A 26,052-nucleotide genomic window follows, 5' to 3' on the forward strand; every position below is an offset into this window, starting at 1 on the left:
GCAGGTTCCCAGAATTCCAGGTTTTCAGGTCCACCAGCTTTTCCGCCGAAGTGAGAAATATGCCGTGGGCAAGCACTACTTAGTGCTGGAGCGGCCCCTCGCTACTTTTCACCAGTCTTGCAGGATATTTCACCAATACAATAAGAAAAAGCCGCATAAAATGCTGATTAGCATTTTTGGTACTTGGGATGATAAAAGCCCACTAGGACTCAGTCGGTGGCTTTCAGAATAACGGTCATCTCAGCGTGTTCTGCCATGTACTCACGGAGCCAGTGGTACTGCTGCGCACAGGTCTGCGCAAACTCCTCATTACCCGAGAACGACAACATGCTGTACGCGTATAGGCAGACGGTGATGCCGAACGCATCGGCCGAAAGGTCTCCCTCAAACCCGTTGTCGCAGATCACGTGGAAAGGCTCGGCCTGGTCTGGCGCCATATAGAAGCCGCCGTTACTGAGCAGGTTGAAATGCCACAGCCCCCCGTTGTACTGCTCGCTCAGGCTGCCGGCGGTGTCGAACACAAACGATTCGACGTACATCGGGAAGCGGATCCCGAACAGTTTTGCCGGGACGTCCAGTCGGCGGCGGTCATCCAGGCGCTCGCTGAAGATGGATGCGGGTGAAGTCATAAGGTTCTTTCTTAAGTTGGTGATGCGAGGTGCCCTTGCGCTTAACCCGGGCACGGCTGTGCCTCCACACGCGGCGGAACCCGACATTTCTGCGGGTGGGTCAGGTCAAAGGCGGTAAAGGTGGGGAAAGCGGCGTTTTGGGCAGGTCAGGACCGGTCAGTCCTCGCCGGACCAGTTGCCCTGATCTGCAGCGGCTCCGGCCATAAGCCCAGCCTGGTCGCTCGCAGCACGGCAGCAAGCCTCATCGGACAGGTCCCAGTTCAGAACCTCTTCAAGGGCGGGTATCAGGTAGTTGTAGATTGGCACGGTGAAATTTCCTTTTGCGTCGGTTGTGGTGATGGATGAACAGAAACACTGCCGCCCCGAAGAGCAGCAGGAAGAAGGCATGGACGGGATAGAAAAGGCACAGCAGCACTGCGACTCCTCCGCCCAGCCAGCGCGGCGATTGCGACACCAGACTCAGCAGAGCGGTCGCGACAAGAACGCCAATCAGAAGCAGCGACATCGATCTCCTTGCTTGAAAACGTAATCAAAGGGGTACAAAAAGTAGGGTCGGTTTGCGGGCGGTATTGCGCCAGCCGCAGATGGGTAAAAAGCAGAATCCGTTGCGAATCAACGGGTTAGCCGCGATCGCATTGCACGACCAAAGGACTAGCACTCCTGTGGTCTAAGCCTCAGGCCTTCGTTTTTACAGACTTGGCGCTCTTGGCCGGCGCCTTCGCGGGTCGATCCCACGGCGCTTGGGCCGCCGGTGACTTGATCGCCGCCTTCACCGGGTTTACCGGCTTTGGCTTGGCCCCGGGCGAGACACGCACCGCTCTGGCTTTGCTGCCGGGCACCGCGTCGGGGTCCAGGTCCACGCCGCCCAAGATCAGCTTCTGGATTTCGGACACAAAGGCCGGGGACTCCGTGGCGACGTAGCAGCGCGGGTTGTCGGTTGACCGCTGGAACAGCCCCTCATGCTTCAAGACCGCCAACATGAAGCCCCCCGAATTGGCGGACTTGCTCTTGAACAGCGGAAACAGAGAAGCACTGGTGACGAGCGGTAGCTTGCTGAGCGTGCGCTGGATGTCCGTGGCAGCGACCCAGTCCCGCCCGTAGAACCCTCCGCCGTCGTTGTCGTAGATGCGAAAGCGCACATCGGCCTCGCCCAGCGTGCCCACGTGATAAGTCAGCTTGGACTTGCCGGTCAAGGTCCGACAGGTGCCGATCTTCAGGATGCGAACCGGCGAGTTGGCCGGGATAGTTTTCTTGGTAGACAAAATTGCTCCTTGGTTGATGAATAAATAAAAGAAGACTCTTCATTTCAGAAACAAGATTTCTCGCTTTGGACCTGACCGGGTTAGTGCCCGAGAAACACAAAAGCCACCCGTAGGTGGCCTGTGGCAAGGGCTGGCGGCGCGTCACCGCTCGGTGCCTTCCGGTGCCTTTACCGCGTATTGCCGGCACATGGCCAACAGCTCGGGGTCAACTGCGCCGGACTTGGGCACAAAGACCAGTACCCCATAGCCGTCGTCGCTGAGGACGAAGACGAACTCATAGCAACTGACGTGTTCCTCCAGGATTTCCCAGCAGCCCGTGAAGCCTTCTTCGCCATAACTCTTTCCGTCAAAGCGATTTGTCAGGACGGGAAAACCCAGCTGCTTATCCAGAACCTCCGGCATGTCCCCATCCCTGACCACGATGAAGTAGCCGCACACATCGGAGTCATATGGACCGTCCTGGCTGAGCGCGGTAAATCGTTGCCGCAGCAGGATTCGCAGCTCGGGATCGGTAATGGCGTCTATGGCTGCGGGATCACGTAGCACCAGCATGGGCGCCCTCCTCTCTCTTCAAATCGAAATTTATTTCCTTCACAAATGACTCCTTTGGTGTGAAAAGCAAAACGCCCCAGGGCTGTAAACCGAGGGGCGTGCGGGGTGGATGAAGCGGACGGCGGGTCTGGCTTATGAACACCCATCCCGACGATCAAGCCGGCGAATCCGTGCGTACATGCCCACGGCTGCGAACGATGCGGCGAGCACGAACAGCACGAGCGCCTTCAGGACAAACGACAGATAACTCAGGTGCATCGACAGCGACCCTATATAGATCAGCGCTGAGCCCAGAACGACCATCGTGGCGGTTAACAGAAACATGGACCTCCAGAAACAACAATGCCCTCGACCCGTAACGATCGAAGGCAGTTAGTGGATGAACGTGCCGAGGCTGACTATGTGCGGGCCTTACTCCACAAGAACCAGAACAAACCAAGTTCGAACAGGACTTCAACGATGAGCCTGCCCACCATCAGTGGCTCTTTGGCACCGATCAGCATGCGCGTCGGGAACTCCGTTGCAACCCCCTGTGGGTAGTCGATGACCAGGTGAACCGGGTAAGAGATGGACAGGCCAACTACGATGACGGCCAGCACCATGATGTGCACGCGGCGCACTTTGCTCCACGCAACTAGCCAACCTGCTTTTAGGTCATGACCGGCCCGCGAGAATTCCGAGCCCAAAAGCTGCACCTCCTCTTTGGCCTTGGCCTGTACCGCCTCCCTCGCCGCCTTGTCCGCGGCTTCCTGGTCAGACGTTTGCTTCATCTTCAAGACCGCGAACAAAACGATGCCGCCCAAGAACAGGAAACACCCCAAGATCAGGAACGTCTGCTGCTGGTTCTGAAGGCCGATGTTGTGCACCCGTCCCATCCCGGTCGAAACCGTGGTGTCCATCCCGAGCGAGATGAAAACCAACAGGGCGCCCAGCCCGACCAATAATTTCCACGCCAATTTCATTGATTTTCCTCCCATGTGGGGGCGGGAGATGCACCCCGTAGCTGCCGATAAATAGGCATAAGCACTGACTCCTTTGATAAATCGAAGAGATATTTCTTCGTTATAGATACGTGAAATTTCTCAGTTTTCTGGGTGCCAAAAGAAGCACTAAGTCGGCTGATACGTGACTATAGGCCGTGGACTATAGGCTACACCAAAACGAGCATGTAACCCATGGCGGACATGCACGGCAAAGATATTGGGGTGATATTCGGAGAGGTACTCCGGGTGCACCGCATGGCGGCCGGTATCTCTCAGGAAGAACTTGCGTTCAGATCAGATGTGGACAGGACTTATGTGTCGCGCTTGGAGCGGGGAACGCGACAGCCTACGATAACGACAATGATCAATATTGGGGCGGCGCTTGGCATACCGGCTGCCGTACTAATGCAGGATGTTGAAGAGCGTTATTTAGAGTCAATCAAAGCGACCGGCCGGGGGTAGCGGTGGGGCGAGTCAAGCCGGTCCTTCAAACTAACCCATGCGCAGGCAAGAAATTACATTCAACCTGCATTCATAATTTGGATTGCTGCTATGCCCTATCCAATTGAGAAAAAGCTTGTTATTGCCGTGTCAAGCAGGGCTGTTTTCGATATGGACGAGGCGAATTCAGTTTTTGAAGAGCAAGGCGTCGAAGCCTACCGCCGTTTTCAGCTACTGCATCTGAATACTCCATTTAACAGAGGAGTAGCCTTTCCTTTCATCCGACGATTGTTGCGTCTGAATGAGCTGTATCCGGAGCAACATCCGGTTGAAGTCGTGGTTCTATCTAGAAATAGCCCTGACACCGGCCAGAGGTTCTTCCGTTCATGCCAGCACTATGGACTGTCCATTACTCGCGGCGCGTTTCTGTCCGGTGAGTCGCCACATCTTTATATCGGGGCATTTAATGCTTCGCTTTTTTTGAGTGCCAATCGGGGAGATGTCGTGGACGCGATTCTCCGTGGATTTCCTGCTGGACTCGTAATGCCCACTAAGTCTGAAGATGATGAAACAGACCATGAACTTCGGATCGCTTTCGACTTCGATGGAGTCCTTGCAAATGATGAAGCGGAACGTATCTATGCAAAAGAAAATAAGCTTGAGCATTTTCATAGTCACGAAGTAACTCACGCCACGACGCCACATGATCCAGGTCCACTAAAGGACCTGTTCACAAAGATTGGATTTTTTCAAAAATTAGAGGCCAAGAGATCACTTGAGGAAGCATCCTACGTTCCAGCCTTGCGTGTTGCCATCGTTACCGCGAGAAATGCGCCCGCAAATGAACGCATGGTCACCACACTGCGCGAGTGGGGCTTCGAAGCAGCTGAACTATTTCTCATGGGAGGCATTGAGAAGAAACGAGTTCTCGACGTGCTAAAGCCGCATATCTTTTTCGACGATCAGATTACGCATCTCGAGGGAACCGCCATGACGACACCCTCCGTCCTAATTCCGTTTGGAATCAGAAACGAAGACCTCTCCAAATCGGTGATGCCTGATGCAGACGCCTTAACCATGTAGGTGCTCTTCCCAAGCATCTTGTTATTCGGCATTGGAGCTACTTATGTAGTTCAGCTGGATTACGAGTAAGCTGCGCGCGCCAGATCTATGACTTCAAAGGCGGTCTTGCGTTGACCACTCTGAACATGCGACGTAAATCTTCACGAACCTTAATATCCGCGTCCACCGAGTCAGTTAGCTTTGTTTGCAGAACTGTCTCCGCTTCAACCATGTTGAGATTGAATCGCCTGATAAGCGCTTTTGCCCCTTGCTCTATCCCATAAATCTTTCCCCGAATGTTGGCGGCAATAGTATCCACCGCGTGCTCAAGCCCATCTGCATGAACGACATTAGTCACAGCTCGCGCAAGAAATCTTTTCTCTAAACTCTCAACTAGGTTGAGCTTGCACGCACGGATTACGAAATCGCCACCGTCGGTTCTTTTCGTAAATGTGAAATTTTCATTGAGAGTAATGTGCTCTGAGTATTTGTGGAAGTGAGGATGGAACCATAAAAATCTCTTCGCAGCCGGATAGCGAATCGGCTTTCTTTTTCTATTGATTAGAGAGTCAAACATTCCTTTTGAGTTGTTGCAGTCGGCGCAAGAAATCGCGAGGTTTAGTGGTTCGTAAGAAAAGTCAGAGTAACCGAATGTGCTCCTTCTATGGTCGAAATCTTCACTATGCCCTCTAGGCAACTTGCAAGCACGAGAAGCCCCCTTAGGCAGAATATGCTCTAGCTCCCTGTAACCAATGCCGTCGGCCTCGATCGGTGATTGACAATACACACATCGGCGATTCTGTAGCTGCAAAAGCAATTTTCGAAGTTCGACCACTGCATCCTGACCTGTGGACCACTCGTTGCCTTTTAAAGCGCGCACTTTTTTTAGTAATTTCGAATCTTGAGGTCTTAATTTGATCTGCACGAATAGGCTCATTTCGGAGCCTTAATTCTGAGTCGACTAATATCTCTACTGATTTGCACAAGGACATCCCGCAGCGCATCGAACGGAGGAAGCTGACTAGCCTTCTCTGTCAGTTTCTGGCATAACGCATCGGCTTTATCAGTGGAAATTTTCTGCCCATTTCGAATGACTTCTAACGCCTGATCAGCAACTTTTGTGAAGTTTTTCGCCCTTGTATTTCTGACACCAAACGCTTGCTCGTAGACGTCTGTTGCCGACCAACCAAACGTGCTAACAACCTCTTGACTTCTAACAACTGCATCTCGTCGGTTAGTAGTTTTTCTTAAAACACGGACATTGCCTTTTTCCGGCGAGACTCCTGATGCAATCAGCGGCGAATGTGTGGCCACTACTACCTGGCAGCCTTGAAAATGACTCAATATTGCATCGAGCGAAGGCACGAATTCGAGCTGCCAATCAGGATGCAGACTATTTTCCGGCTCATCAATCAAGATCAAGCTGCCATCTCTCAACTCACAACATAGCCCGGCAAAGTTGCCTAGCCAGCTCCATTGCCCTGAGCTTAACCATGCTCCTCCCGCAGTTTCTGGGACTTGCTTTGAATTTTTTGGGGACTTTCGGAAAGTTGTACTTCCAACCTCTAGCATCCCAATACGCAATAGAAGTTCGCAGTCTGAGACCGTAAGTGATGCGCCGTAAACCGAAGTTCTGGTTGTGCTGATTGATAACCTAATGGCGCTTTCATCGACAGATGTCAGCGCGCGCACAAGCCTGGACATACCGCTAGAGGAGGAGACAGTTTCTATGCCGCGCTCCAAAATCTTGTCGTCACTGGAAAGCGAGCCGTCAGCGTGCAATCCTTCCAGAATTTTCATTATTCCGTTTTTTAACTCGCGCAGAAGCTTTGCTCGGCTATGAGGCAATGACCAATTTTCTGCACGTTTCAATCTGACCAGCACCCTCGGTAGCAATCCCAACCGCCCAAAAACATCGGTCAGCAATTTCTCCCTTTCATGCAGCAGCCGCCTATTAGCGATGAGAGAGCCCACTAGGCTACGCTCACTTTGCGCCACTCCGGACATGCCGTTTGCTGCACGCTGTCCGAGGTAAACGAATTGTTGTTTATAAGCAGATCGTTTGCGAGTTTTTAAATCTGTCGTACCCGATCGCGGAAAACGATCCAATGGAGTTCCAGAAACTGCAATAACCCGCGACGGGCCTTCGCTCACGGGAACAATTGAGATGCGACCGCCCCTATTCGAAGAATAGCTGGTGCGCCCTAGCGCAGAATCCGCAATCAAGCGAAGGACTAAGCTTTTTCTGCCTCCGTTCTCCCCGATAAATACAGTGGTCCAATTTGCGGATGCATTCGGAGGGGTAATCCGGAGCGAGGGCTCTAATCCCCCAGCATTCGTTTGCAGCTTCTCAATCATTAATTGCACCTACTTATTCCAACTAGATTTAGAACAACGATATCCTCCAGAGCGGAATATCATCAACGCCGAACGTAAATTGATCGTACTGCTATGGCGCCCCCAGCACTTTGTCACAGATAGTGACAGGCGGTCTTTCTAGACGCCTCCTCCAATTAGAGGGGAAAGCCAGTCAGGGGCGCAGCAGGCCCACTCTTCAATTTGGTTAGCCTCTTCCGTATAGGAAAGTGTCGAGCGGCCCGATACCTATTGATAAATCTGGAGGACTACATGTATCTGGGAATCGAACAAAATTCGGGACTCGTCTACGAGGGAGCAGGTAGGCCGGACGTTCCATCCATTCCGCTTCCAATAGTCACTCACGCCAAGTTGATCGAGAAGCCAGAAGATTGGAAGTCGCTCCCCGGCCCATCGGAGACGTTCGGGTGGGTGTTTCGCGAGGATTCGTTTGACGCTGTTACGCGCACGCGAAGAGGCAGGCTGTATTCAAAAAAGGAGGGAACACAGCCGGAGACGCACACTGTTCCGCAGCATCCCTACGATCGACCGGACCCTACCTTCATTGGCGGCGCAAGACGAAAATCAATGTACGTCTACATGGCATGTTTCGAGTTGCTAAACATGCCAAACAACGGGCAAGGACTGACGTTGGCTCTTGGATCAAGCCGTGGAGCATCCGCCTGGCTCATCGTCCAGTGCGAGTCACTGTTCAACGGAACCGTAATGGTCACACTGAAGGCTTTGACAGCATACGGAATCGTGCCTGAGCTCAATAGGGAGAAAATCGATGAGCGGTTCAGAACATCTGTAATGCAGGCGGTCTCGCGAGTTGTTGACGCCGCCTTCAAGGAATCCCCGGGCTCTGTTATTGACCACTGCAAAGACGCCATGCAAGTGGTGATGTCGAGTTGGCTAGCACAAAACGGCTCTCCGGAAACGGTGATCGGCAAAGAGATAGCAGACACTGCAGCGCTCTTAGAAAAGGCGCCCAATCTGAAATTTTGTGCAGCCAACCTAGGGAAGATCGCAGGAATCTTGCACACACGCAACAAGAGCAGCGCCAAGCTCGGTAAAGGGTATCGCTCGTTGGTGGAAGAGGATGCTGAGTTTGCACTCCAGTCCCTAGGCTTGACATTGCGCGAGCTTGGCTGGGCAAAAGGTGGTCAGATTTAAGTGTTCGCCAAGATTCTCAGATCTTAAGCGCTTGCGCTTGAAAACCAAAGATATCTATTGCCGATCTTCAATAAAGCGAATTTCTGGGAGTGGGTCAACTGCGATCCAATCTATCCAAGCCGATGTAATCACATCTGGCACCACTACTCCATTTGCGAGCAGACTCCGGACAAGCTCAGTGCATTTGAATCGCAAAAATGGGATGTCGCCCTGTAGATGCTCTGGGTTCACGCGTATTTCGTAGCGAAGTTCGTCTTGAAAATTCTTTAATGCAACGTGCACCATGGCCAACAACCCGCCGGAGCACCAATCTTTTCGTTGTTTTGAAACTCTCACCAGAAGATCCAAGCAGTAAGTCAGCGCCGCACTGCGCCTCGATCCCACAACAGCACCTATCGCGTTCAGCGCTAAGGTAGGTTGAGTTTTCTGGAGCTGTGCATTTCTATCTATCCAAAAAATCATCGTCCTATAGGCATCATAGATATCCGCCTTTTTGCCGCAGAGAAAAGCAGTGCTTATCTCTTGTTCAATTAAAGCGAGTGAGTCTGAATCACCTTTCATGGCTGCTAGCGCCAACCGGCAGCACCAAAAATGAGCTCCAATTGCGAGCCCACCCTCGATCATTTCCGCCAGCCATTCACCGACCTCCTCTTGCACTACAAGTAGTTCTAAAGCGTCTGGATCGATAGAACGCCCAATAATCAAATCTATGAGGCCCAGTCGGTCACGTACGCAGGCCGCTACCTCTTCGGATTCGACAACATCCCACGTAATATCTTCCCATTCAAGAACCCACCACTGCCGGATGATGCCCAATCCCTGAGCTACGTCGGAGACTGGCCAATCGGCCCTCCGTTGCGAACGCGCCCACGACGTTAGAAATTCAGATCTATCTGAGAGGGTCCAAGCCTTTCGAAGCCTTCCGCCGGATGATTTTTTCGGAGCCTGCATTGGTTGCAATGTGAGCGTCAAAATCCACTCTCGAAATTGCGCATTCGCATCGATCCCCTTTGGCGCCGGCCAAAGAGTAGCGAGTGTGGGTTCGAAGGCGGGAAGTGTTGGCCAACTACTCTTGTTGCCCCACAAAAGGTTACTAACTTCCTTTTCCTGCTGGGCAGTTAGCAGTTTCAGTGAGGAAGAGCCAATTAATTTATTCCAGAGCAGCTCATTCTGTTTTCTACGGATCCTGTCAGGCTTTGCCGGGCTAGCTTTAAGTTGCTTAATGACCTGTTGAATTTCTTCCGTTACCTCATCGGATGCAAATGACCCAGGCCGAAAGTGCTGCAGCACGACGGTCCACCGCAACCAGTCATCCAACAAGTGATCACGAGTTTCCACTGTGGGAAACACTGGTAGCGAAAACAGTTCTACTGCAATTGTTTTATGCAGCTTAGGGTCAAGAGCCTCAATGCAACGCGCCAAAGCCTTCCCAAACTTCTTCCACAGCTGAGGATGACGCAGGATATATTGTTCTTTGTGAAAATCCATTAAGCGATCTGCAAATCGAATCAACAACGTTGAATCCGTGCATCGAAGCACGAGTCTGGAAAACAACTCCAGATGAAATTCGCAGATATGCTGTATGGATCGATCTTCTCTCTGAGACGCTAGCGCGGCTTCTACTTGCCGAAAAGACCTCTGACACATCTCCTGAGCAGTTTTCAGGTCTAAGACGCCAATCTGAAAACGCGAAAACCATCCGGTCTTGTGAGCCGGCCCGGACGTATCAAATGGCTTTAGAGCATCTAGGCTTCGGCCTCGAATAGGGATGCTCAATATTCGGGGCCAATTTTCGACATATTGCGCCCACCAAGCCGCCTGCACATGCGAAGCCAAGTCGAAACTGACTTGCCCAGCCCGCGAAACGATAGCAACTCTATCGACAAACTCAAGCCATCTTAGAGAACTTCCGAGCTTGTTTCTCAGTTCCGAAGGCATCCCAAACCGCCGGCTTGAGGATATATGACCTAAATCAAACTCGTCGAAAGAGAGTTCGGCCTCAGTGGGCAATGCTGCTTCAGTATTAATTCCTTCTATAAGTTCTTCTTGCTCACGTTGAACGTCATATCCCCGACCGGCAAGATCAGTGAGGCGTTGGCTGAGTTTTTCCGGCGATCCGAATCCGTCTCTCAGGTCAACTCGATGATCAAACTTCTGAGCCCTTTGAATATTTAGGCATATGTGACAGGCCCAGGCCTCTTCGGATAAGAACTTGGCGCTGCTTAGATTGGTTTTCTGTTTTACACGGAGTCGCTGGATGCCATCCAGGCACGCCGCCAGACCGGCATCTAAGTCACCGACCTCTGCAAGCAAAGCGCCTTTCCTAATCGCCATATAGGCGTCTCCTGAGTTGGGAATCCATGAACTCAGTTTGCTCTCTGCAACATCCAACTCGCCAAGATAGAGGTAAAGCAATATTTCCTCATAGCGCACTTGATCCAGAACAAAGCGATCCGTAGCGGCAATCAGTTCGATCGAGGTCTTCAACTTATTGAAACCGTCTATTTCGATCTGCTGTCGTTTCCACCTCAACACATTTACCGCCAAGAAAATCCACTCATCCTTGAACGCTTTTTGCTTGGTAATTCGGAGTTTCTCCAGAGATTCTCGTAGTTCGTCACTACCTTCGGAGATGTTCCAGCCAGCAGAAGCAAGGAGCTGCTGAAAGGCTATTTCACCAAGAGAATCGGTCAGAGGTTCCAGTAGAACCTCCTGCTGCCACGCATACTGAGCAAGCAATACCACGGTCATTACAGGGTTCAATGCGGTGATCTTTTTGCGAATTAAGTGGTCCTCAAATCGCCAAGTCACCGATCGCAAACTGTTTTCAAAATTCCGCCGCGTTCGCTTTGGCGCCACCAACCATCCGGGATATGTGGACCGGAGATCAAGGAGGGGAGGGAGCGCATCCAGCATACGACTGAAGATCTCATCAACATCATCGCTAAATGCGCTGGTCACAGGCGCCACCTTAAAGCTGCCCCATTCACTGTCCGCGGCCTGCAACGGCTGACCTAGTATGCGAAAGAGTTCCTTGTATCGCTGACCTATATCAGTATCTTCTTCATTCCCCACTTGAGGAAGAACAACTGGCGTTACCTTTCGGGACTCCAGTAGTTTAAGTTCTCCATACGAAGGTTCTTTCGAGACAAACAAATAGATCGGTAGTGTGTGCTTGTCAAGCATGTCTCGAACCCAGCCAATCCAATGAAGAAAATTAGGGTCTTCGCCTGAAAATCCCACTAAACAAAAAACATTCTCCAGAAGAGACTGGCGGACCATATTCACAAATGGAGAAAACTTTTCAGGGTACGTACGATAGTCTTCTTCGCTGAAGATAAACGGGCGTTGCGAAGGAAACGAACCATGCAGTTTGACGATTCTTCGCTTTCCGAGCACTTTAGATCTCGGAATATCTTCTCGACACAGAACTGCAAAATGCGCGCGTTCAATGATGTTGTCCGCAGCCCTCTCTAGCAACGTGTCATAGTTCGTCGTGAAGATTTCGGTCCAGGGGAGGCGCAGAAGATCATCATGCAGTTGTCCAGGGCTAACCCTTTCGTCAGGCACCAGACGCTTCAGAAGATCTTCAAGGTCAGTTGTTGAAAAAGCTCGACAGTATTGTTCGCCGAGCTGCGTTACAAGCCCGCTTGAGAAGGCTGGGGCTGGAACTCCCGGATTCAATGTTGCCCAGAGCTCTTGCGCCATTCCCGCCCATGTCGCCAGCTGGTGCCCTCCTTCAGCGTTGCGGCTGAAACCAGCCCCAACCATTACCGCGGCATTGCCGCTTTCCAACGCACGTCGCAAAGACGTTAGATGAATCTCACTGCTACTGGTATTTTTCATTCTTCGCTGCCAGGTAAATTTCGGAGACATAGCCAGCTCGGATCTCAGACCTGGGAGCTCAGGGACTATGCAGGTTTATTGGATTTGCCTCCTCCATTTAGAGGATGCAAAGATGCGCTCAAAGGAGAAAATAACGCTTCACAGTAACACTTGTTGACAGGTTGTTACGAGCGGCGTATAAAACCCACAGGAGCAAGCAATGGCAAATCACAAATTCCTCATTCCTATGGGTATGGCCATTGCAGCCATCAGTGCTGCCCAGCCAGTTTTAGCGGTATCTGTTCAGACCGCGCCTGCAACTGCGCAAGCTGCGGCTCGAAGTTCTGCCGATCCCGTAGTCCAGGAAATTACCTATCAGATTGGTACCGAGGCACATGGATTGCTCATGAAGCGCAGTGAGGCTGGCGAGATATACGCATATCATCAATCTCACAGTTCACATAGCTCCCATAGCTCGCACAGTTCACATAGCTCTCACCGCTCCAGCGCGTACTGAGAAACGTGACCACGACCGTCAGGCCGTTACTGTCGGGAAATATTCGGAAGGGAAGCATGCCTGAAATCCGGTTTGACTCGACGCTATACAGCGCCGATACGATAAAGCGCGCCCTTTATAGGATGAGTGATCGGCTATCTGCAGACATTCAGACAGGGGATGGTTGTTTTATTTGCACGTTGCACTTCCTCCCAGGTAAAAGCCCTGAGAGCATTGCATATGACGTCGCCAACTTTCGCAAGGAAGTCCTAGATCAAGACTTGCGCGAAAAAATCCGCACCGAAACCGAATCCGTGAGGAACTTGATCCTGGCCCACGCATTCTCTAAAACAGGCCTGATAGCAGATGAGCAAGTTTCAGCCCATTGAGTTTTACGGGAAGAAGCGGCCCTCGACGTATCAGCTATTGCCCTTTCGTTTTTCCGAGCTTGATGAGAACAGATATGTGCTTACCAACCTCTCCGGCGAGTACTTAGTTGCACCGAAGAGCACTGTAAAGCCATTTGTTGAACATCAGCTAGATGCTTCAGATCCCCTCTACAAAGAACTAAGGGCCCGCCATTTCCTCGTAGACGATAAGACAAATATCGCCCCAGACCTCTTGGCCATTAAGGTGCGGACACGGTACGAACGCCTCTCGGATTTCACCGGCCTGCATATTTTTGTCGTCTCGCTTCGTTGTGAGCACAGTTGTCCCTATTGCCAAGTCTCCAGGCAGTCAGAGGACAAGGGTAAATTCGATATGTCAGCGGCCGATGCGCTGGCGGCCATCGATCTTGTGCTGCAAGCGCCGGCAACCAATTTGAAAGTCGAATTCCAAGGAGGAGAGTCTCTCCTAAATTTCGAACTCATTAAATTCATCGTTAACGAATTTAAAGCCAGGCAATCTGGCAAAAATATTGCGTATGTGATCGCCACAAACTTAGCGTTGATTGATGAAGCCATTTTGAATTTCTGCAGAGAACACAAGATTCTTATATCGACCTCACTCGATGGCCCCCGCGAACTTCACAACAAGAATCGTCCTCGACCAGGAAAAGACAGTTACGAAAGAGCTGTGGCGGGAATCCACTTGGTTCGAGAGCATCTAGGGCGCGATCAGGTTTCCGCATTAATGACAACCACCGAATCCAGCCTGGCATTCGGGAAGGAAATTGTCGATGAGTACTTGGCTCAAGGGTTCAGCGGAATCTTTTTACGACCGCTATCCCCATATGGTTTTGCAATCAAGACCAGGAGCTACTTGGCATACAACACAGATAGGTGGTTGGACTTCTACCGGAAGACGCTGGACTACATCGTTGATCTCAACCGAGAAGGCATTCCGTTTCGGGAGCAATACGCGGCCACCATCCTTACAAAGATGTTCACAAGCACCGATCCTGGGTACGTGGACTTAATGAGTCCGGCGGGAATTGGTATCGGCGCGGTGGTCTACAACTACGACGGTGCCGTCTACGCCTCGGATGAAGCACGCATGCTGGCCGAGATGGGCGAGACAAAGTTCAAAATTGGGCAGCTCAATAGGGATAGCTACAAAGATATCTTTCTTTCCCCGAATTTACTGGATCCGTTGGACGATTCTTTTGCGTTTAGCGCACCTATGTGCAATGACTGCGCATTTGAACCCTACTGCGGAGCCGACCCCGTCTTCCATTTTGGTATTTACAAAGACTATGTAGGCCGTAAGCCAGAGTCGGAATTTTGCCGGCGAAATATGGCCACCTTTCAGTACCTGATCGGGAAAATGGAAGAAGACCGCTTCGTCAAAAGGCTATTCTTGAGCTGGGCGAGACACTCATGATCAAGCTCTATGGAAAAGTTGAGCGGCTAAGCGGTGAGCTGCTGGAACCTCAGCTATTCACGCTTTCAGCGAATCGTAATCTGCCAGAGCGGATGCGCCGTAATTTGGCTTTTCTCTGTGACGGTGCGCCAATACCGCACGGCTATGCTGCCTACGTAACCAAGAGCGGAGTCACGGGGATCGTTGGCGAGGATGCAATTCCCTTCTTTCAACTCCCTGCCGAGTTATCGTACCTAGCCGATGGCGATGTAGTACGAGTCAACCCTTCAAACAATTCACTCCACACTCTATTTCGGAGAAGTTCCAGGCACAACACCATCCTCCTCACTGAGCAATGCAATCACTATTGCCTGATGTGTTCACAGCCGCCCAAAGATATTGATGATTCATGGCTGATGGACGAAGCAATGCAGTTAGTTGACCTCATTCCGCCAGAGACTACCAATATTGGCTTCTCGGGTGGGGAGCCAACTCTGTATGGCAAGCGATTTATTGATCTCATCCGACGTACCAAGAACCTGCTTCCAACAACTCATGTAGACGTACTGAGCAATGGTCGAGCATTCAAGGACTCTCATTTTTCTAGAGCATTGGGTGAGGTCGGGCATCCAGGTCTGACGCTTGGGATTCCCATTTATTCGGACGACCCAGTTCGTCACGACTACGTCGTTCAAAGTGACGGGGCCTTTGACGAGACCATTCGAGGAATTCTAAACTTGAAGCGTGAACGACAACGGGTTGAGATTCGGATCGTCATACACAAGCAGACCGTTGAACGCCTCGTGGAGACCTGCGAATTCATTGCAAGGAACTTGCTGTTTGTAGATCACGTGGCGCTAATGGGACTTGAGATTACTGGATTCACACGCGCCAATCTCGACAAGCTATGGATAGATCCATACGAGTATCGGGACATATTGGCCGAGGCAACTCACGTTCTAAACGCCTATGGCATCAACGCGTCCGTGTACAACCATCAACTTTGTGTCATAAAAAAAGAAGTCGAGACCAACTATACGAAATCAATCAGTGACTGGAAGAACGAGTACGTCGATGCTTGCCAGGGATGTAATCGGATGAATGAGTGCGGGGGGTTCTTTTCTTCATCAAAGATGTATCGCCACAGTGACTTTATAAAGCCATACTTGGCTTAAGAAGGCTACGCTCGTCTATTTGCTCCACAAGCCATGCATCGATAGTGTGGGCTATACCTGCCTGGTGAGATAAAGCGAGTGGGCATTCCGCAGCCGTAACACAGCTCCCCAACACCTTGTACTGCTTGCCATATTTTCCAGATACTCAATCCAAAAGTGAATGCCGCTGTGGCAAAAAGGCCGGCGGTCCCCCACCGAATTAGCGGCACAAGAGACCCAAGCATAGGCTGACTCTCAAAGCACTCAATCCCCAACGATGCAGACAACGCCAGTACAAATAAGACTGAAGGCGCAAGGAAAAGATTGAACGCTAGCCGAATGTGATTGATGTTCATATCCTCGCCTATCAACGCTTTTTGTTGGCTTGCGACAGCACAGAAGCTGCTAGCTCCCTCGTGGTCTCTGAAGACCGCTCATTCCGCAAGGCGCGAGAGGCCAAGTCCTCCATCTCCGCCCCGGTTTGATGTGAGGTGTTGCGCTGAGAAAGAGCAGACGCCGCAAGACTTCTCGAGATTTTTGACGATTGATTATCTTGCAGTGTCTCTGACGCCAGGGTAGCGATGCGACCAGAGGTTTGCTTGCTATTGTTTGGCATGCTTATTACTCCTGAAATGACTGGGTTAAAGGTTCTACAAACTAGTGAAACTTCTTATCCCGCGGCGCTAAGCCACAGAGCAGCAAGAAGAGCAGCGATGGCCCAGAACCCCACTTGGGGACTTTGAGGCTCTTCAAGCAAGATCGTCCTTGCGAAAATCTCACAGTTATTAAGGATAGGGTCATATGGCGCTTGCTTCGTCAACAGCTTTTGAAGTCGCTGCAATGCTTGTTGATGCATCAGCGGATGCAGTTCGTGTTCAATCTTGATTGGGAGTTTCGCCTTGAATTGGTCAAAAGTGCAAACATGAGCCCCCTTCTCTTGGGTTGTATGCGCGACGTGACCTGTCGGGAGAAGCACACCCTCGTGTCGACCAACACCCGAGATTTTTGGGCGGGAAATACGAATCATCCGGCCATAGATATTCATACGACACCCTTCACATGTTCAGTTACTTTGTATGGCGAGTCATCGCCAAGCCCAACTTGCCCAGGCATCAGACAATTGGGGTTGCACTCGGTAAAGCTGTTGGGCTCCATCTTTGAATCGACGAAGTGATATCTTTGGCGTCCGCCATTTGAAATGCCCAGTGGGGCAATCACCATGTTGAGCAATTGCAGGATCTGCAAACTTGCGCATGCCATTGAGAACGCAAAGACGTTTTGCCGGACTTTCAGCGGATGATCTTCAGGCAGTCCTTCGATGTACTTGGGGTCATCAAGCATGCCTTCTCTCTCAAGCTGCACTAATCCTGCGTCGTACTGACCAAGACACTGGAGACACGGTCGATCAATACCTACCGTCTGTGCTGTCCAGTCAGCGGCCGCTAAGCGCTTGCTCCGGTTTGTCCGGACCAGGATGCCGCCATCAATCACCGGGATAAGATGCGCGTATGCAACATGATTGAGAACATGGCGCCCCCATGGACGATCTACGCAGGAGAATAGAACGTCACAATCCAGTGCGTCCCTGTAAGCCTTTTCTTCGTACACCGCTCCTATATTCACTTTGGCCCTAAAGCTTTTGGCGGTTGCGGCGGCTTCCAATCGATCACCAAGCACTTGAGCCTTGGCCTGGCCGACATCTAATTTGGTTGCGTACAAAAGTCGGTCGAGGTTGTGAAGTTTGATTGAATCAAAGTCAATAAGAGTTACGTCCTCAAATCCTGTTCGTGCGAGTGCCTCGGCCACAAATCCGCCTACGCTTCCAGCGCCAATTACCCCAATGCGAAGCCGTGCGAGATCCGCTTGACAGGCTGCACCCCATGCAGAAATTGTTCGAACCTGGCTTTCCGATGGCACCGGGGCAGGCGCCAAATGATTCATAAATGTGGGGGTGAGTTGCTGCCCCACGACTCTGACGCTACCGCACCAACGACCTTCATATTTACGCGGTGCGATCCGTTCCCAAAATCTCGCGCTCCACGCTCCGTCGCTAGCGATGGTCAGTCCAACAAAGGGACGGCCTGTGGCACCCATCACGGCGCCAGCATTACTTTGCTCGGCGACGACGTCATCCGGACTCATTCCCTGCCATCCTCGACCCATAGGATGGCTATGCAGCATGGCCAGCCCTGCCCCCTTAGCAGAGGCCTCCGCCATGGCACGTTCAAAAAACTGCGGTTCGAAGCTGACGTTGCCATGAAGCCGGCGATCACCCAAACCAGGGAGAATTAGCTGATCGATAAGAGCAGTGCAACGGGTAGCACCAGTGCTTGGTCGCCAGAGTCCGAAACATATATCTTCCTGCCCATCTTCACGCAACAGATGTCGTTGAGCCGCCTCGTGAGCGGCTTCAGTCATGGCAACGCTGTGAGTTACCCGACTCACTGGGTATCCCACAAATGCCAAATGTGGCTGAGATACCCCGCAACGGTTTTACGACGGGCTTGCCAGTCATGAGCAGGGCGCGACCAGTATTCCCATTCCCCTCCGACCCCCTCTTCGAAAGGCTGCGCCTGCGTTGCATGGATAGCTCCGTGCGGATGCTGGCCGTCCGTCTTAATGGGGAAGACACGCGGAGAAACATAAGGGCCGCTCGGTGTAGTGGCAGGAAAGTCGGGCGGAACCACAAAGCCAAGCCTCACTGTCGTCTCTTTTTTGCTGCCAGTCTCAACGACATAGTCGAAGACTACGTGCTCGGGCCGATTTGGGAGGGTCATCGGCTTGTAGCCCAGTTCGCGCAAGCCTTCGATGAAGAAGGCCGCACCAACGGTCGCATGAGAGCCATCCGAAACCGGTGTTGGCCCCAGAGACACGGTCTGAAAACGCATCCCGTTTTTCAGTTCGATCGGTACATCCGCACGACCTTCATAGCTTTCGCGTTCATTGCCGTGGATACGTACCAAGTACGTTTGGGTCGGATCCCGGGTGGTGAAGAGAGCGATGATTTGGGCCGCCGTGAGGCTGCCTTCAGTCGTGTCTTCTTTTTCCCCATCCACAAAAATGTGGATTTGGTGGGGTTTGTCTTTCGCTGGCTTGTCTGTGCTCATTTACAACTCCTTTCGCGTTGTGTTTGGCCGAAAGTCAGTAAGCATTGACTTCCTACAGCCCGCGAGAGACAATTGTCTTACGCGTAAGACAGTATTGTGCATATTCCGTCTTACATGTCAAACGCTTTGTCTTATTAAAGGAACACCACTACGTGGACTCTATCAAGATCCAGCAACTGGCACAACATATCCAAGCACGCAGAGCCGGAAAAGGCGTACGCGAATCGGCGAGGGAAGTAGGCGTTAGTCCCGCAACGCTTTCCAGAGTGGAGAACGGCAATATTCCGGATTTAGAGACTTTTGGAAAAATCTGTCATTGGCTCCAAGAAGATCCCGCCATCTATTTAGGAATGAGACCCGCAGGCCAGTCAACTCCCACCGCTCGAGTTCACTTTAAAAAAGGTGCGGCTATTAAGCAGGACAGCGCGAAAGCGCTAAGCGAAATGATCGTATTGGCTCAACAGGCCTTTCTCGAGGAAGAGCTTGAAGGCTGATAGTGTTTGAACGCGGCTTTAAAACATGGTGCGAAAAGTACGCCACCGAAAAACGCAAGGAATTAGGGTTGAAACCCAATTCCCGCCTGGACACGAGGCTGCTTGCTGAAAATCTCGGCGTTCTTGTCAAGATGCCCGCGGATATTCCTGGGCTGAGTCAAGACAATTTAGATGTGTTGCTGCGCAATGACGGCAAGACGGCGAGCTGTTGGTCGGCAGTCACTCTAGTAAAGGGCACCCGCATTGTTGTGATCCTGAACTCTTCTCATTCACCTGCTCGTCAGGCAAGCGATTTAACGCATGAGCTCGCACACATCATCCGCGGTCATGCCGCGCAGGAAGTAGACATCTCCAGCGAAGGACTAATGCTTCTGAAGAGCTACGACAAAGTGCAAGAAGAGGAGGCCGACTGGCTGTCAGGCTGCTTGCTCTTACCGCGTGAGGCTTTGGTCACAATAAGAAGTCGGAGACTCGAAGACAGTGCTGCGGCCACCGAGTACGGCGTAAGCATCCAGATGCTGAATTATCGGATGGCCCGAACAGGGGTAACACGTCAATTTACTTGAGGCGTTTGCACCGTGTTTACAGGATTGCTGACTTCCGTCGAAATCTGACCCCGTATGGAGTGAGCCCCTCGGGCTGGCTTTTTTGTTGGTATTCTAAGAACTATTTTCCGTTACTCAGCAGGGCAATTTCCCCCAATCGGGCTCCTGGCCGAACCGCCCATGCGCAGGATCTTCCTAAGAGGTTACCTGTGAACGCTCATGTATTGCAAAAAAAAACATGGAATCGCCTGCAAGGCATAGATACGTAGCTTTAGCAACAAGGCGGCCTTGCTGGTGGGGCTGGGATTGCTCCTAGCCCTGATGTCTAAAGGCTAAAACTGGCCTTCAGCCCCTTCAGAACCCCAGAACCCCAGTTTTTCAGGGTCCCAGACGCAGAAACGCCCCAGAACCCGAACCGGACGCTGAGGCGCACATGAAAATATAAATGGTAGGGCGTGAGTGACTTGAACACTCGACCAAAGGATTATGAGTCCTCTGCTCTAACCAACTGAGCTAACGCCCCACTCAAGAGGGCAATTGTAAGGGGCTACTTGCTGTGGCTGAGGGCCGTGCTGACCAGCTTGGAGGTGATGTCGACAATCTGGATCATTTTTTCGTAGGGCATGCGCATGGGGCCGATCACGCCCAGCGTACCCACGACCTGCCCATCGACCTCGTAGGGCGCCGTTACCACCGACAGCTCCTGGTAGGGGATCACCTGGCTCTCACCGCCGATGTAGATGCGCACGCCTTCCGCGCGGCTGGACACATCGAGCAGGCGCATCAACTGCGCCTTTTGCTCGAACAGATCGAACAGCTTGCGCAAATTGCCCATATCGCCCGAAAAATCGCTGACCGCCAGCAAGTTGCGTTCGCCGGAGATGACGACTTCATCGCGCGACTCGATGGCTTCGGAGCTGACCTGGACGGCGGCCTGCATCAGCGTGGCGATTTCGCCCCTGAGCGCTTCCACTTCGTTCTTGAGGCGCTCACGCACTTCCTCAATGGCCATGCCGGCGTAGTGCGAGTTGAGGAAATTGGCGGCCTCCACCAGTTGCGACTGGGTGTAGTCGGCCTCGGTAAAGATGACGCGGTTCTGCACGTCGCCGTCGGGCGAGACGATGATGACAAGAAAGCGTTTTTCAGACAGACGTAAAAATTCGATGTGGCGGAACACCGACGTACGCCGCGGCGCCATGACCACGCCGACGAACTGCGAGAGGTTGGACAACATGTGCGCCGCATTGCTCAACACTTTTTGCGGCTGGTCCGGCGCCAGCCGGGGTGCGCCGATCTGCCCCGCCACAGGGAAAGGGTCGCGCTGCGTGGTCAGCATGGTGTCGACAAAAAGGCGGTAGCCGCGCGCCGTGGGAATGCGCCCGGCCGATGTGTGCGGGCTGACGATCAGGCCGAGCTCCTCCAGGTCGCTCATCACGTTGCGGATGGTGGCGGGTGACAACTCAAGGCCGGAGGCTTTCGAAAGCGTACGCGAACCCACCGGCTGGCCGTCGGCGATATAGCGCTCAACAAGCGCTTTCAGCAGCAATCGGGCACGATCATCAAGCATGCAGTCATTCTACGAAGCTTCGGTCACCATGTTGTGATGTAATTTGCCGATGAAGTCGCAATTTCGCCATGTCGCACTGATCGGCAAGTACCACGCACAAGGCTCCCGGTCGGCACTGGAGGACATCGCGAACTTCCTGGGCACCCAGGGCTGTGATGTGGCGATAGAACAGGACACTGCCAGCAACACCGGCCTGACGCAGTTTCCGACACTTGATGCGGCAGGCATCGGCGCGCACTGCGACCTGGCGCTGGTGGTCGGCGGCGACGGCACCATGCTGGGCATAGGCCGGCGGCTGGCCGAGTTCGGCATTCCGCTGGTGGGCATCAACCAGGGCAGGCTCGGCTTCATCACCGACATCGCCTTCGAGGACTACCAGAATACGCTGATCCCCATGCTGCGCGGCGAGTACGAGGAAGACCGCCGCTGGATGATGCAGGCCAAAGTGGTTCGCGACGGGCGTTGCGTCTTCAGCGCCACCGCCATGAACGACGTCGTCGTCAACCGCGGCGCGACCGCCGGCATGGTGGAGCTTCGTGTCGAGGTGGACGGCCGTTTTGTGGCCAACCAGCGGGCGGACGGCCTGATCATCGCCTCGCCGACCGGCTCCACGGCTTACGCGCTTTCTGCAGGCGGCCCCTTGTTGCACCCGTCCATCGCCGGTTGGGTGCTGGCCCCCATTGCCCCGCATACATTGTCAAATCGACCCATAGTCCTTTCAGACTCTGGAGAGATTGCTATCGAAATAGTAGCAGGGCGGGATGCCAGCGCCAACTTTGACATGCAGTCGCTGGCCAGCTTGCTGCACGGCGACCGCATCACCGTGCGGCGTTCGGAGCATCAAATGCGCTTCCTGCACCCCAAGGGCTGGAGCTACTTCGACACCCTGCGCAAAAAACTTCACTGGAATGAAGGCGTGGCCTGAGCGGCCCGTATCCCACGTTATGAGCCTTAAAAGCATCTCGCTTCGCGATTTCGTCATCGTCCATGAACTCGAACTGGATTTGTCCAGCGGGTTCACGGTGCTCACGGGTGAAACCGGCGCCGGTAAATCCATCCTGATTGACGCCCTTCAGCTGGCGCTGGGCGCGCGTGCCGACGCCGGCGTGGTGCGCGAGGGCGCCGCGCGCTGTGAGATCAGCGCGGAATTCGACAGCCCCGCAAGGCTCGCCTCGTGGCTGGAGCAAGCCGGCTTTGACAGCGGCGACACCTTGCTGCTGCGCAGGACGATTGATGCGCAAGGCAAGAGCCGCGCCTGGATCAACGGCAGCGCAGCGACGGCAGGCCAGCTCAAGGAGATCGCCGACCAGCTGGTGGACATTCACGGCCAGCACGCCTGGCAAAGCCTGACGCGGCCGGACGCGGTGCGCGGCTTGCTGGACTCCTATGCTGACATTTCCACCGGTGAGCTGTCACGCCGCTGGCAGCAGTGGCGGCTTGCCCAAAAGACATTAAGCGACGCGCGCGACGCCCAGGACAGCCTCCAGCGCGAGCGTGAGCGCCTGGCCTGGCAGATCGGCGAGCTGGACAAGCTGGCGCCGGCGGCCGATGAGTGGGACGAGCTCAATGCCCAGCACGGGCGGCTGTCGAATGCCCAGGCCCTGCGTGACGCGGTTCAAACGGCCGTCGATGCCTTGCAGGAAGCCGACGACAACAGCGCCGCGCTGCTCGGGCGGGCCATCACATCGCTCCAGGGCCAGGCGCACATCGAGCCTGAATTCAAGGGTATTGTTGAAGTCCTGAACAGCGCGCTGGCCCAGGTGGAAGACGCGGTTCATTCGCTCAACGGCTACGCCAGGCATGCCGAGCTGGAGCCCCAGCGGCTGGCGGAGCTGGACGAGCGCCTTTCACTGTGGGTGAGCCTGGCCAGGCGCTACAAGCGCACGCCGGCGGAGTTGCCCGAACTGCTGTCCTCCTGGCAGGCCGAGTTGCAAAAACTCGACGAAGCCGCCGACCTGGCGCAACTGGAAAAGAACGAGAGCCAGGCCAAATCGGCTTACCTCGACGAAGCAGGCCAGATCTCCAAAACGCGCGGCAAGGCCGCACCCAGGCTTGCCAAAGCCATCACCCTGGCCATGCAGGGCCTGGGCATGCAGGGCGGGAAATTCGACGTCGCACTCAACAAGCTCGAGCAGCCGGCCCAACATGGGCTGGAGCAGGCGGAGTTTTTGGTGGCAGGCCATAGCGGCAGCACGCCGCGGCCTGTCGGCAAGGTGGCCTCCGGCGGCGAGTTGTCCCGGATCGCCCTGGCGATTGCCGTCACCACCAGCCAGTTGGGACAGGCGCAGACACTGATATTTGACGAGGTCGATTCAGGCGTGGGCGGGGCCGTTGCAGAAACGGTGGGCCGCCTGATGAAGCAGCTCGGCAAAGACCGCCAGGTCATGGCGGTGACGCATTTGCCCCAGGTCGCGGCCTGCGCAGACCAGCACCTCGTGGTCGCCAAACGGGCGGAAAACGGCGCCACGCTCAGCACGGTCGATCACGTCAATGGCGAGCAGCGCGTGGCTGAAGTCGCGCGCATGCTGGGCGGCGAGCGGCTCTCAGGCACCACGCTGGCCCATGCCAAGGAAATGCTGGGAGAGTGATGGCAGCCCTGGAAATGGTTCTTATCACCGGCATGTCGGGCTCCGGCAAATCGGTGGCCCTGCACGCGCTGGAGGATGCGGGCTATTACTGCGTCGACAACCTGCCGCCCGAGCTGCTCACCCCCTTCGTCGCGCTGGAGCAGCAGCACGGCGCCGCCAAGGTCGCGATTGCCATGGATGTGCGAAGTGCGACTTCGTTGCCATTGGTGCCGCAGCAGCTGCGGCAACTGCGCGAATCCGGCGTAGCGGTGCAGTCGCTCTTCCTTGATGCCAACACCGAGACGCTGGTACGCCGTTTTTCAGAGACGCGCCGTTTGCATCCCCTGTCCCGCATCGACGCCTCCGACCAGCACCGTGCGCTGGTGGACGCCATCGAGCTGGAGCGCGAACTCCTGGGCGAAATGCGCGAGCAGGCGCACGTGCTGGACACCAGCATGATCCGGTCGTCGCAACTGCAGGGCTACGTCAAGTCACTCATCTCCGCGCCCAACACCCAGTTAACGCTGGTATTCGAATCCTTCGCCTTCAAGCGGGGCGTGCCGCTCGATGCGGACTACGTCTTTGATGTGCGGATGCTGCCCAACCCGCACTACGAGTCGGGCTTGCGCCACCTGACGGGACTCGACCAGCCTGTGGCGAACTACCTCAAGGCGCACTCCGAGGTGGCCGACATGTTCGGGCATATCGAGCAGTTCCTCAATCACTGGCTGCAGGCATTGGTGCGGGATCACCGCAGTTACGTGACTGTCGCCATCGGCTGCACGGGCGGCCAGCATCGTTCGGTCTACCTGGTCGAACAACTCGCAGCGGCTTTCAGCCCCCAGTGGCGCACGCTGAAGCGGCACCGCGAGCTGGACGCCGGCTAAAACACGCAATCCGCCACGGCAGCTTGCCGTGGCGCATCACTTAGGCATCCTGCTCCAGCAGCTTGCGTACGGGCGCGGGCAATCCCAAAGCAGGCCAGGCATCACGGCCGAACCACGCACCCGGCCGCTCCTGCGACACCATGGCTTTCGGCAATGCCTGGCGGGCGCCAAAGCCCGCGATCCAGGGTGACAGGTGCAAGTCCTTGTGCGTGAGCACATGAACAAACTGCGGCAGAGGGTCAAGCCGTGATTGCAGCGAGGGCGGCAGCACCGCTCTCAATTCATCGTCACTGTCAAATACAGGCAGGCAATACAAGCCGCCCCATACACCCTTGCCGGGGCGCCTTTCCAGCCAGACCGAGCCATCGGGCCGCTGCGCCCACAGCAGGCTCAAGCCTTGTGCGCTGCGTTTGAGCTTGCGGGTCTTGACGGGGTATTTGCCGGGATCGCCTTCGGCATACCCCTTGCACAACGCCTGGACCGGGCACAGCAGGCACTGAGGCTGGCGCCTGGCGCAAATCGTTGCACCGAGGTCCATCAGCCCCTGCGTGTAACGCGGCATGTTTTGCGGCAGGTCATGGTCGGGCAGGAGTTCTGTAGCGCGGCTCCACAGCGCCTTTTCATTGGCGCTTTGCGCCAGGTCCGCAGAAAAACCCAGCACCCGTGTGAGTACCCGCTTGACGTTGCCGTCCAGGATGGCGACACGCTCTGCGAAGCAGAAGGACGCGATGGCTGCCGCCGTTGACCGGCCTATGCCGGGCAAGGTTTGCAGTTGCTCCGCTGTGGGCGGAAACCGCCCGCCGTGCAAGACCATGACGTCTTTTGCGCAGCGGTGCAGGTTGCGCGCGCGGCTGTAGTAACCCAGCCCGCTCCATAAGCCCAGGACTTCGTCTTCACTGGCCGCAGCCAGTTCAGCGACTGTCGGGAAGCGCGCCAGAAACCGGGCGTAGTAGTCAAGGACTGTCGCAACCTGGGTCTGCTGCAGCATGATTTCAGACAGCCAGACACGGTAGGGGTCGCGCGTGTTCTGCCAGGGCAGGCTGTTGCGGCCGTGCGTGCTTTGCCAGCGGACGATTTCGCCGGAAAACCCGGCCAAGGCATCGCGGCCTGCCTGCTTCACCATTGGCTCACCGCCCCGTCAAGGTTC

25 protein-coding genes and 1 tRNA gene are annotated in these 26,052 nt (G+C 54.2%); 12 read left to right on the forward strand and 14 right to left on the reverse strand.

The features are described from left to right. Positions 1 to 209 precede the first annotated feature (209 nt). From DT070_RS01965 to DT070_RS01985, 6 genes are all read right to left on the reverse strand, one after another. Positions 210 to 629, reverse strand: coding sequence for an antirestriction protein (locus DT070_RS01965; protein WP_122953897.1), 420 nt, complete (start codon positions 627 to 629; stop codon positions 210 to 212). Positions 630 to 900: 271 nt separating this feature from the next. Next, the gene (locus DT070_RS21190; RefSeq protein ID WP_153976301.1) at positions 901 to 1,134 is read right to left on the reverse strand and encodes a hypothetical protein; all 234 of its coding nucleotides are present in this window, start codon (positions 1,132 to 1,134) and stop codon (positions 901 to 903) included. A 169-nt stretch (positions 1,135 to 1,303) separates the two neighbouring features. Next, positions 1,304 to 1,891, reverse strand: coding sequence for a hypothetical protein (locus DT070_RS01970; protein WP_122953898.1), 588 nt, complete (start codon positions 1,889 to 1,891; stop codon positions 1,304 to 1,306). Positions 1,892 to 2,032: 141 nt separating this feature from the next. Then, complete coding sequence (locus DT070_RS01975) at positions 2,033 to 2,443, reverse strand: hypothetical protein (RefSeq protein WP_122953899.1); 411 nt, start codon at positions 2,441 to 2,443, stop codon at positions 2,033 to 2,035. Between the two features lie 132 nt (positions 2,444 to 2,575). Next, entirely contained in the window at positions 2,576 to 2,767 is a 192-nt protein-coding gene (locus tag DT070_RS01980) for a hypothetical protein (protein WP_122953900.1), read from the reverse strand. A 74-nt stretch (positions 2,768 to 2,841) separates the two neighbouring features. Next, positions 2,842 to 3,405: a hypothetical protein gene (locus DT070_RS01985; RefSeq protein ID WP_122953901.1), complete on the reverse strand. Its 564-nt coding sequence runs from the start codon at positions 3,403 to 3,405 to the stop codon at positions 2,842 to 2,844. A 222-nt stretch (positions 3,406 to 3,627) separates the two neighbouring features. On the opposite strand from DT070_RS01985, the gene DT070_RS21735 reads away from it, so the two are divergent. Further along, the gene (locus DT070_RS21735; protein ID WP_122957201.1) at positions 3,628 to 3,888 is read left to right on the forward strand and encodes a helix-turn-helix domain-containing protein; all 261 of its coding nucleotides are present in this window, start codon (positions 3,628 to 3,630) and stop codon (positions 3,886 to 3,888) included. Between the two features lie 90 nt (positions 3,889 to 3,978). Then, positions 3,979 to 4,950: a 5'-nucleotidase gene (locus DT070_RS01995; protein ID WP_122953902.1), complete on the forward strand. Its 972-nt coding sequence runs from the start codon at positions 3,979 to 3,981 to the stop codon at positions 4,948 to 4,950. Between the two features lie 85 nt (positions 4,951 to 5,035). Here DT070_RS01995 and DT070_RS21195 read toward each other — a convergent pair whose 3' ends face one another. Both DT070_RS21195 and DT070_RS02005 read right to left on the reverse strand, forming a co-directional pair. Next, positions 5,036 to 5,854, reverse strand: coding sequence for an HNH endonuclease (locus tag DT070_RS21195; RefSeq protein WP_153976300.1), 819 nt, complete (start codon positions 5,852 to 5,854; stop codon positions 5,036 to 5,038). Between the two features lie 8 nt (positions 5,855 to 5,862). Then, the gene (locus tag DT070_RS02005) at positions 5,863 to 7,287 is read right to left on the reverse strand and encodes an AAA family ATPase (RefSeq protein WP_122953904.1); all 1,425 of its coding nucleotides are present in this window, start codon (positions 7,285 to 7,287) and stop codon (positions 5,863 to 5,865) included. Positions 7,288 to 7,557: 270 nt separating this feature from the next. Here DT070_RS02005 and DT070_RS02010 point away from each other — a divergent pair, with 270 nt between their 5' ends. Next, the gene (locus DT070_RS02010; protein WP_153976299.1) at positions 7,558 to 8,460 is read left to right on the forward strand and encodes a hypothetical protein; all 903 of its coding nucleotides are present in this window, start codon (positions 7,558 to 7,560) and stop codon (positions 8,458 to 8,460) included. A 54-nt stretch (positions 8,461 to 8,514) separates the two neighbouring features. On the opposite strand, the gene DT070_RS02015 is transcribed toward DT070_RS02010, so the two are convergent. Beyond that, the gene (locus tag DT070_RS02015) at positions 8,515 to 12,306 is read right to left on the reverse strand and encodes an SIR2 family protein (RefSeq protein WP_164483703.1); all 3,792 of its coding nucleotides are present in this window, start codon (positions 12,304 to 12,306) and stop codon (positions 8,515 to 8,517) included. Between the two features lie 199 nt (positions 12,307 to 12,505). On the opposite strand from DT070_RS02015, the gene hxsA2 reads away from it, so the two are divergent. Genes hxsA2 through hxsC form a run of 4 tightly spaced genes read left to right on the forward strand, consistent with a single transcriptional unit; the run spans position 12,506 to position 15,759 of the window. Further along, positions 12,506 to 12,802, forward strand: coding sequence for a His-Xaa-Ser repeat protein HxsA2 (hxsA2, locus tag DT070_RS21740; protein WP_122953907.1), 297 nt, complete (start codon positions 12,506 to 12,508; stop codon positions 12,800 to 12,802). A gap of 56 nt (positions 12,803 to 12,858) precedes the next feature. Then, positions 12,859 to 13,170: a His-Xaa-Ser system protein HxsD gene (gene hxsD / locus DT070_RS02025; protein WP_122953908.1), complete on the forward strand. Its 312-nt coding sequence runs from the start codon at positions 12,859 to 12,861 to the stop codon at positions 13,168 to 13,170. After that, complete coding sequence (hxsB, locus tag DT070_RS02030) at positions 13,148 to 14,605, forward strand: His-Xaa-Ser system radical SAM maturase HxsB (protein WP_122953909.1); 1,458 nt, start codon at positions 13,148 to 13,150, stop codon at positions 14,603 to 14,605. The genes hxsD and hxsB overlap by 23 nt, the downstream gene beginning before the upstream one ends. Then, positions 14,602 to 15,759, forward strand: coding sequence for a His-Xaa-Ser system radical SAM maturase HxsC (hxsC, locus tag DT070_RS02035; protein WP_122953910.1), 1,158 nt, complete (start codon positions 14,602 to 14,604; stop codon positions 15,757 to 15,759). Before hxsB ends, hxsC begins: the two co-directional genes overlap by 4 nt. 1,020 nt (positions 15,760 to 16,779) lie before the next feature. Here the strand turns inward: hxsC and DT070_RS02050 are convergent. Continuing rightward, a complete protein-coding gene (locus DT070_RS02050) occupies positions 16,780 to 18,156 on the reverse strand; it encodes a ThiF family adenylyltransferase (protein ID WP_122953913.1) in 1,377 nt (458 codons plus the stop codon). 23 nt (positions 18,157 to 18,179) lie between these two features. After that, a complete protein-coding gene (locus DT070_RS02055) occupies positions 18,180 to 18,845 on the reverse strand; it encodes a hypothetical protein (protein ID WP_122953914.1) in 666 nt (221 codons plus the stop codon). A 152-nt stretch (positions 18,846 to 18,997) separates the two neighbouring features. Here DT070_RS02055 and DT070_RS02060 point away from each other — a divergent pair, with 152 nt between their 5' ends. Together DT070_RS02060 and DT070_RS02065 are read left to right on the forward strand one after the other, a co-directional pair. After that, the gene (locus tag DT070_RS02060; protein WP_122953915.1) at positions 18,998 to 19,339 is read left to right on the forward strand and encodes a helix-turn-helix domain-containing protein; all 342 of its coding nucleotides are present in this window, start codon (positions 18,998 to 19,000) and stop codon (positions 19,337 to 19,339) included. 2 nt (positions 19,340 to 19,341) lie between these two features. After that, on the forward strand, positions 19,342 to 19,905 hold the full coding sequence (locus DT070_RS02065) for an ImmA/IrrE family metallo-endopeptidase (protein ID WP_228778603.1): 564 nt from the start codon (positions 19,342 to 19,344) through the stop codon (positions 19,903 to 19,905). Between the two features lie 425 nt (positions 19,906 to 20,330). Here DT070_RS02065 and DT070_RS02070 read toward each other — a convergent pair. Continuing rightward, a tRNA-Ile gene (locus DT070_RS02070) sits at positions 20,331 to 20,407 on the reverse strand. Positions 20,408 to 20,431: 24 nt separating this feature from the next. Further along, positions 20,432 to 21,451 (reverse strand): heat-inducible transcriptional repressor HrcA, encoded by a 1,020-nt coding sequence (gene hrcA, locus DT070_RS02075; RefSeq protein ID WP_122953916.1) that lies wholly within the window; start codon positions 21,449 to 21,451, stop codon positions 20,432 to 20,434. A 49-nt stretch (positions 21,452 to 21,500) separates the two neighbouring features. Between hrcA and DT070_RS02080 the strand changes: the two genes are divergently transcribed. From DT070_RS02080 to rapZ, 3 genes are read left to right on the forward strand one after another with little or no spacing between them, the layout of a single operon-like run. Continuing rightward, entirely contained in the window at positions 21,501 to 22,376 is an 876-nt protein-coding gene (locus DT070_RS02080) for an NAD kinase (RefSeq protein ID WP_122953917.1), read from the forward strand. 19 nt (positions 22,377 to 22,395) lie between these two features. Then, positions 22,396 to 24,039, forward strand: a complete 1,644-nt coding sequence (gene recN / locus DT070_RS02085) for a DNA repair protein RecN (protein ID WP_122953918.1) — start codon at positions 22,396 to 22,398, stop codon at positions 24,037 to 24,039. Beyond that, the gene (gene rapZ / locus DT070_RS02090) at positions 24,039 to 24,905 is read left to right on the forward strand and encodes an RNase adapter RapZ (RefSeq protein WP_122953919.1); all 867 of its coding nucleotides are present in this window, start codon (positions 24,039 to 24,041) and stop codon (positions 24,903 to 24,905) included. Before recN ends, rapZ begins: the two co-directional genes overlap by 1 nt. 40 nt (positions 24,906 to 24,945) lie before the next feature. Here rapZ and mutY read toward each other — a convergent pair whose 3' ends face one another. After that, a complete protein-coding gene (gene mutY, locus DT070_RS02095) occupies positions 24,946 to 26,028 on the reverse strand; it encodes an A/G-specific adenine glycosylase (protein WP_122953920.1) in 1,083 nt (360 codons plus the stop codon). Positions 26,029 to 26,052: the final 24 nt, after the last annotated feature.

This window comes from Polaromonas sp. SP1 (assembly GCF_003711205.1).
GTDB lineage: Bacteria > Pseudomonadota > Gammaproteobacteria > Burkholderiales > Burkholderiaceae_C > Polaromonas.

Bases quoted from the DNA above. Each gene is read 5' to 3' on its own strand.
- DT070_RS21735 (WP_122957201.1), top strand. From the start codon at position 3,628: ATGCACGGCAAAGATATTGGGGTGATATTCGGAGAGGTACTCCGGGTG.
- hxsD (WP_122953908.1), top strand. From the start codon at position 12,859: ATGCCTGAAATCCGGTTTGACTCGACGCTATACAGCGCCGATACGATA.
- DT070_RS02080 (WP_122953917.1), top strand. From the start codon at position 21,501: ATGAAGTCGCAATTTCGCCATGTCGCACTGATCGGCAAGTACCACGCA.
- DT070_RS21190 (WP_153976301.1), bottom strand. From the start codon at position 1,134: ATGTCGCTGCTTCTGATTGGCGTTCTTGTCGCGACCGCTCTGCTGAGT.
- hxsA2 (WP_122953907.1), top strand. From the start codon at position 12,506: ATGGCAAATCACAAATTCCTCATTCCTATGGGTATGGCCATTGCAGCC.
- DT070_RS01975 (WP_122953899.1), bottom strand. From the start codon at position 2,443: ATGCTGGTGCTACGTGATCCCGCAGCCATAGACGCCATTACCGATCCC.
- DT070_RS01985 (WP_122953901.1), bottom strand. From the start codon at position 3,405: ATGAAATTGGCGTGGAAATTATTGGTCGGGCTGGGCGCCCTGTTGGTT.
- hxsC (WP_122953910.1), top strand. From the start codon at position 14,602: ATGATCAAGCTCTATGGAAAAGTTGAGCGGCTAAGCGGTGAGCTGCTG.
- mutY (WP_122953920.1), bottom strand. From the start codon at position 26,028: ATGGTGAAGCAGGCAGGCCGCGATGCCTTGGCCGGGTTTTCCGGCGAA.
- DT070_RS02005 (WP_122953904.1), bottom strand. From the start codon at position 7,287: ATGATTGAGAAGCTGCAAACGAATGCTGGGGGATTAGAGCCCTCGCTC.
- DT070_RS02015 (WP_164483703.1), bottom strand. From the start codon at position 12,306: ATGAAAAATACCAGTAGCAGTGAGATTCATCTAACGTCTTTGCGACGT.
- rapZ (WP_122953919.1), top strand. From the start codon at position 24,039: ATGGCAGCCCTGGAAATGGTTCTTATCACCGGCATGTCGGGCTCCGGC.
- DT070_RS01995 (WP_122953902.1), top strand. From the start codon at position 3,979: ATGCCCTATCCAATTGAGAAAAAGCTTGTTATTGCCGTGTCAAGCAGG.
- DT070_RS02050 (WP_122953913.1), bottom strand. From the start codon at position 18,156: ATGACTGAAGCCGCTCACGAGGCGGCTCAACGACATCTGTTGCGTGAA.
- DT070_RS01965 (WP_122953897.1), bottom strand. From the start codon at position 629: ATGACTTCACCCGCATCCATCTTCAGCGAGCGCCTGGATGACCGCCGC.
- recN (WP_122953918.1), top strand. From the start codon at position 22,396: ATGAGCCTTAAAAGCATCTCGCTTCGCGATTTCGTCATCGTCCATGAA.
- DT070_RS02010 (WP_153976299.1), top strand. From the start codon at position 7,558: ATGTATCTGGGAATCGAACAAAATTCGGGACTCGTCTACGAGGGAGCA.
- hrcA (WP_122953916.1), bottom strand. From the start codon at position 21,451: ATGCTTGATGATCGTGCCCGATTGCTGCTGAAAGCGCTTGTTGAGCGC.
- hxsB (WP_122953909.1), top strand. From the start codon at position 13,148: ATGAGCAAGTTTCAGCCCATTGAGTTTTACGGGAAGAAGCGGCCCTCG.
- DT070_RS01980 (WP_122953900.1), bottom strand. From the start codon at position 2,767: ATGTTTCTGTTAACCGCCACGATGGTCGTTCTGGGCTCAGCGCTGATC.
- DT070_RS02055 (WP_122953914.1), bottom strand. From the start codon at position 18,845: ATGAGCACAGACAAGCCAGCGAAAGACAAACCCCACCAAATCCACATT.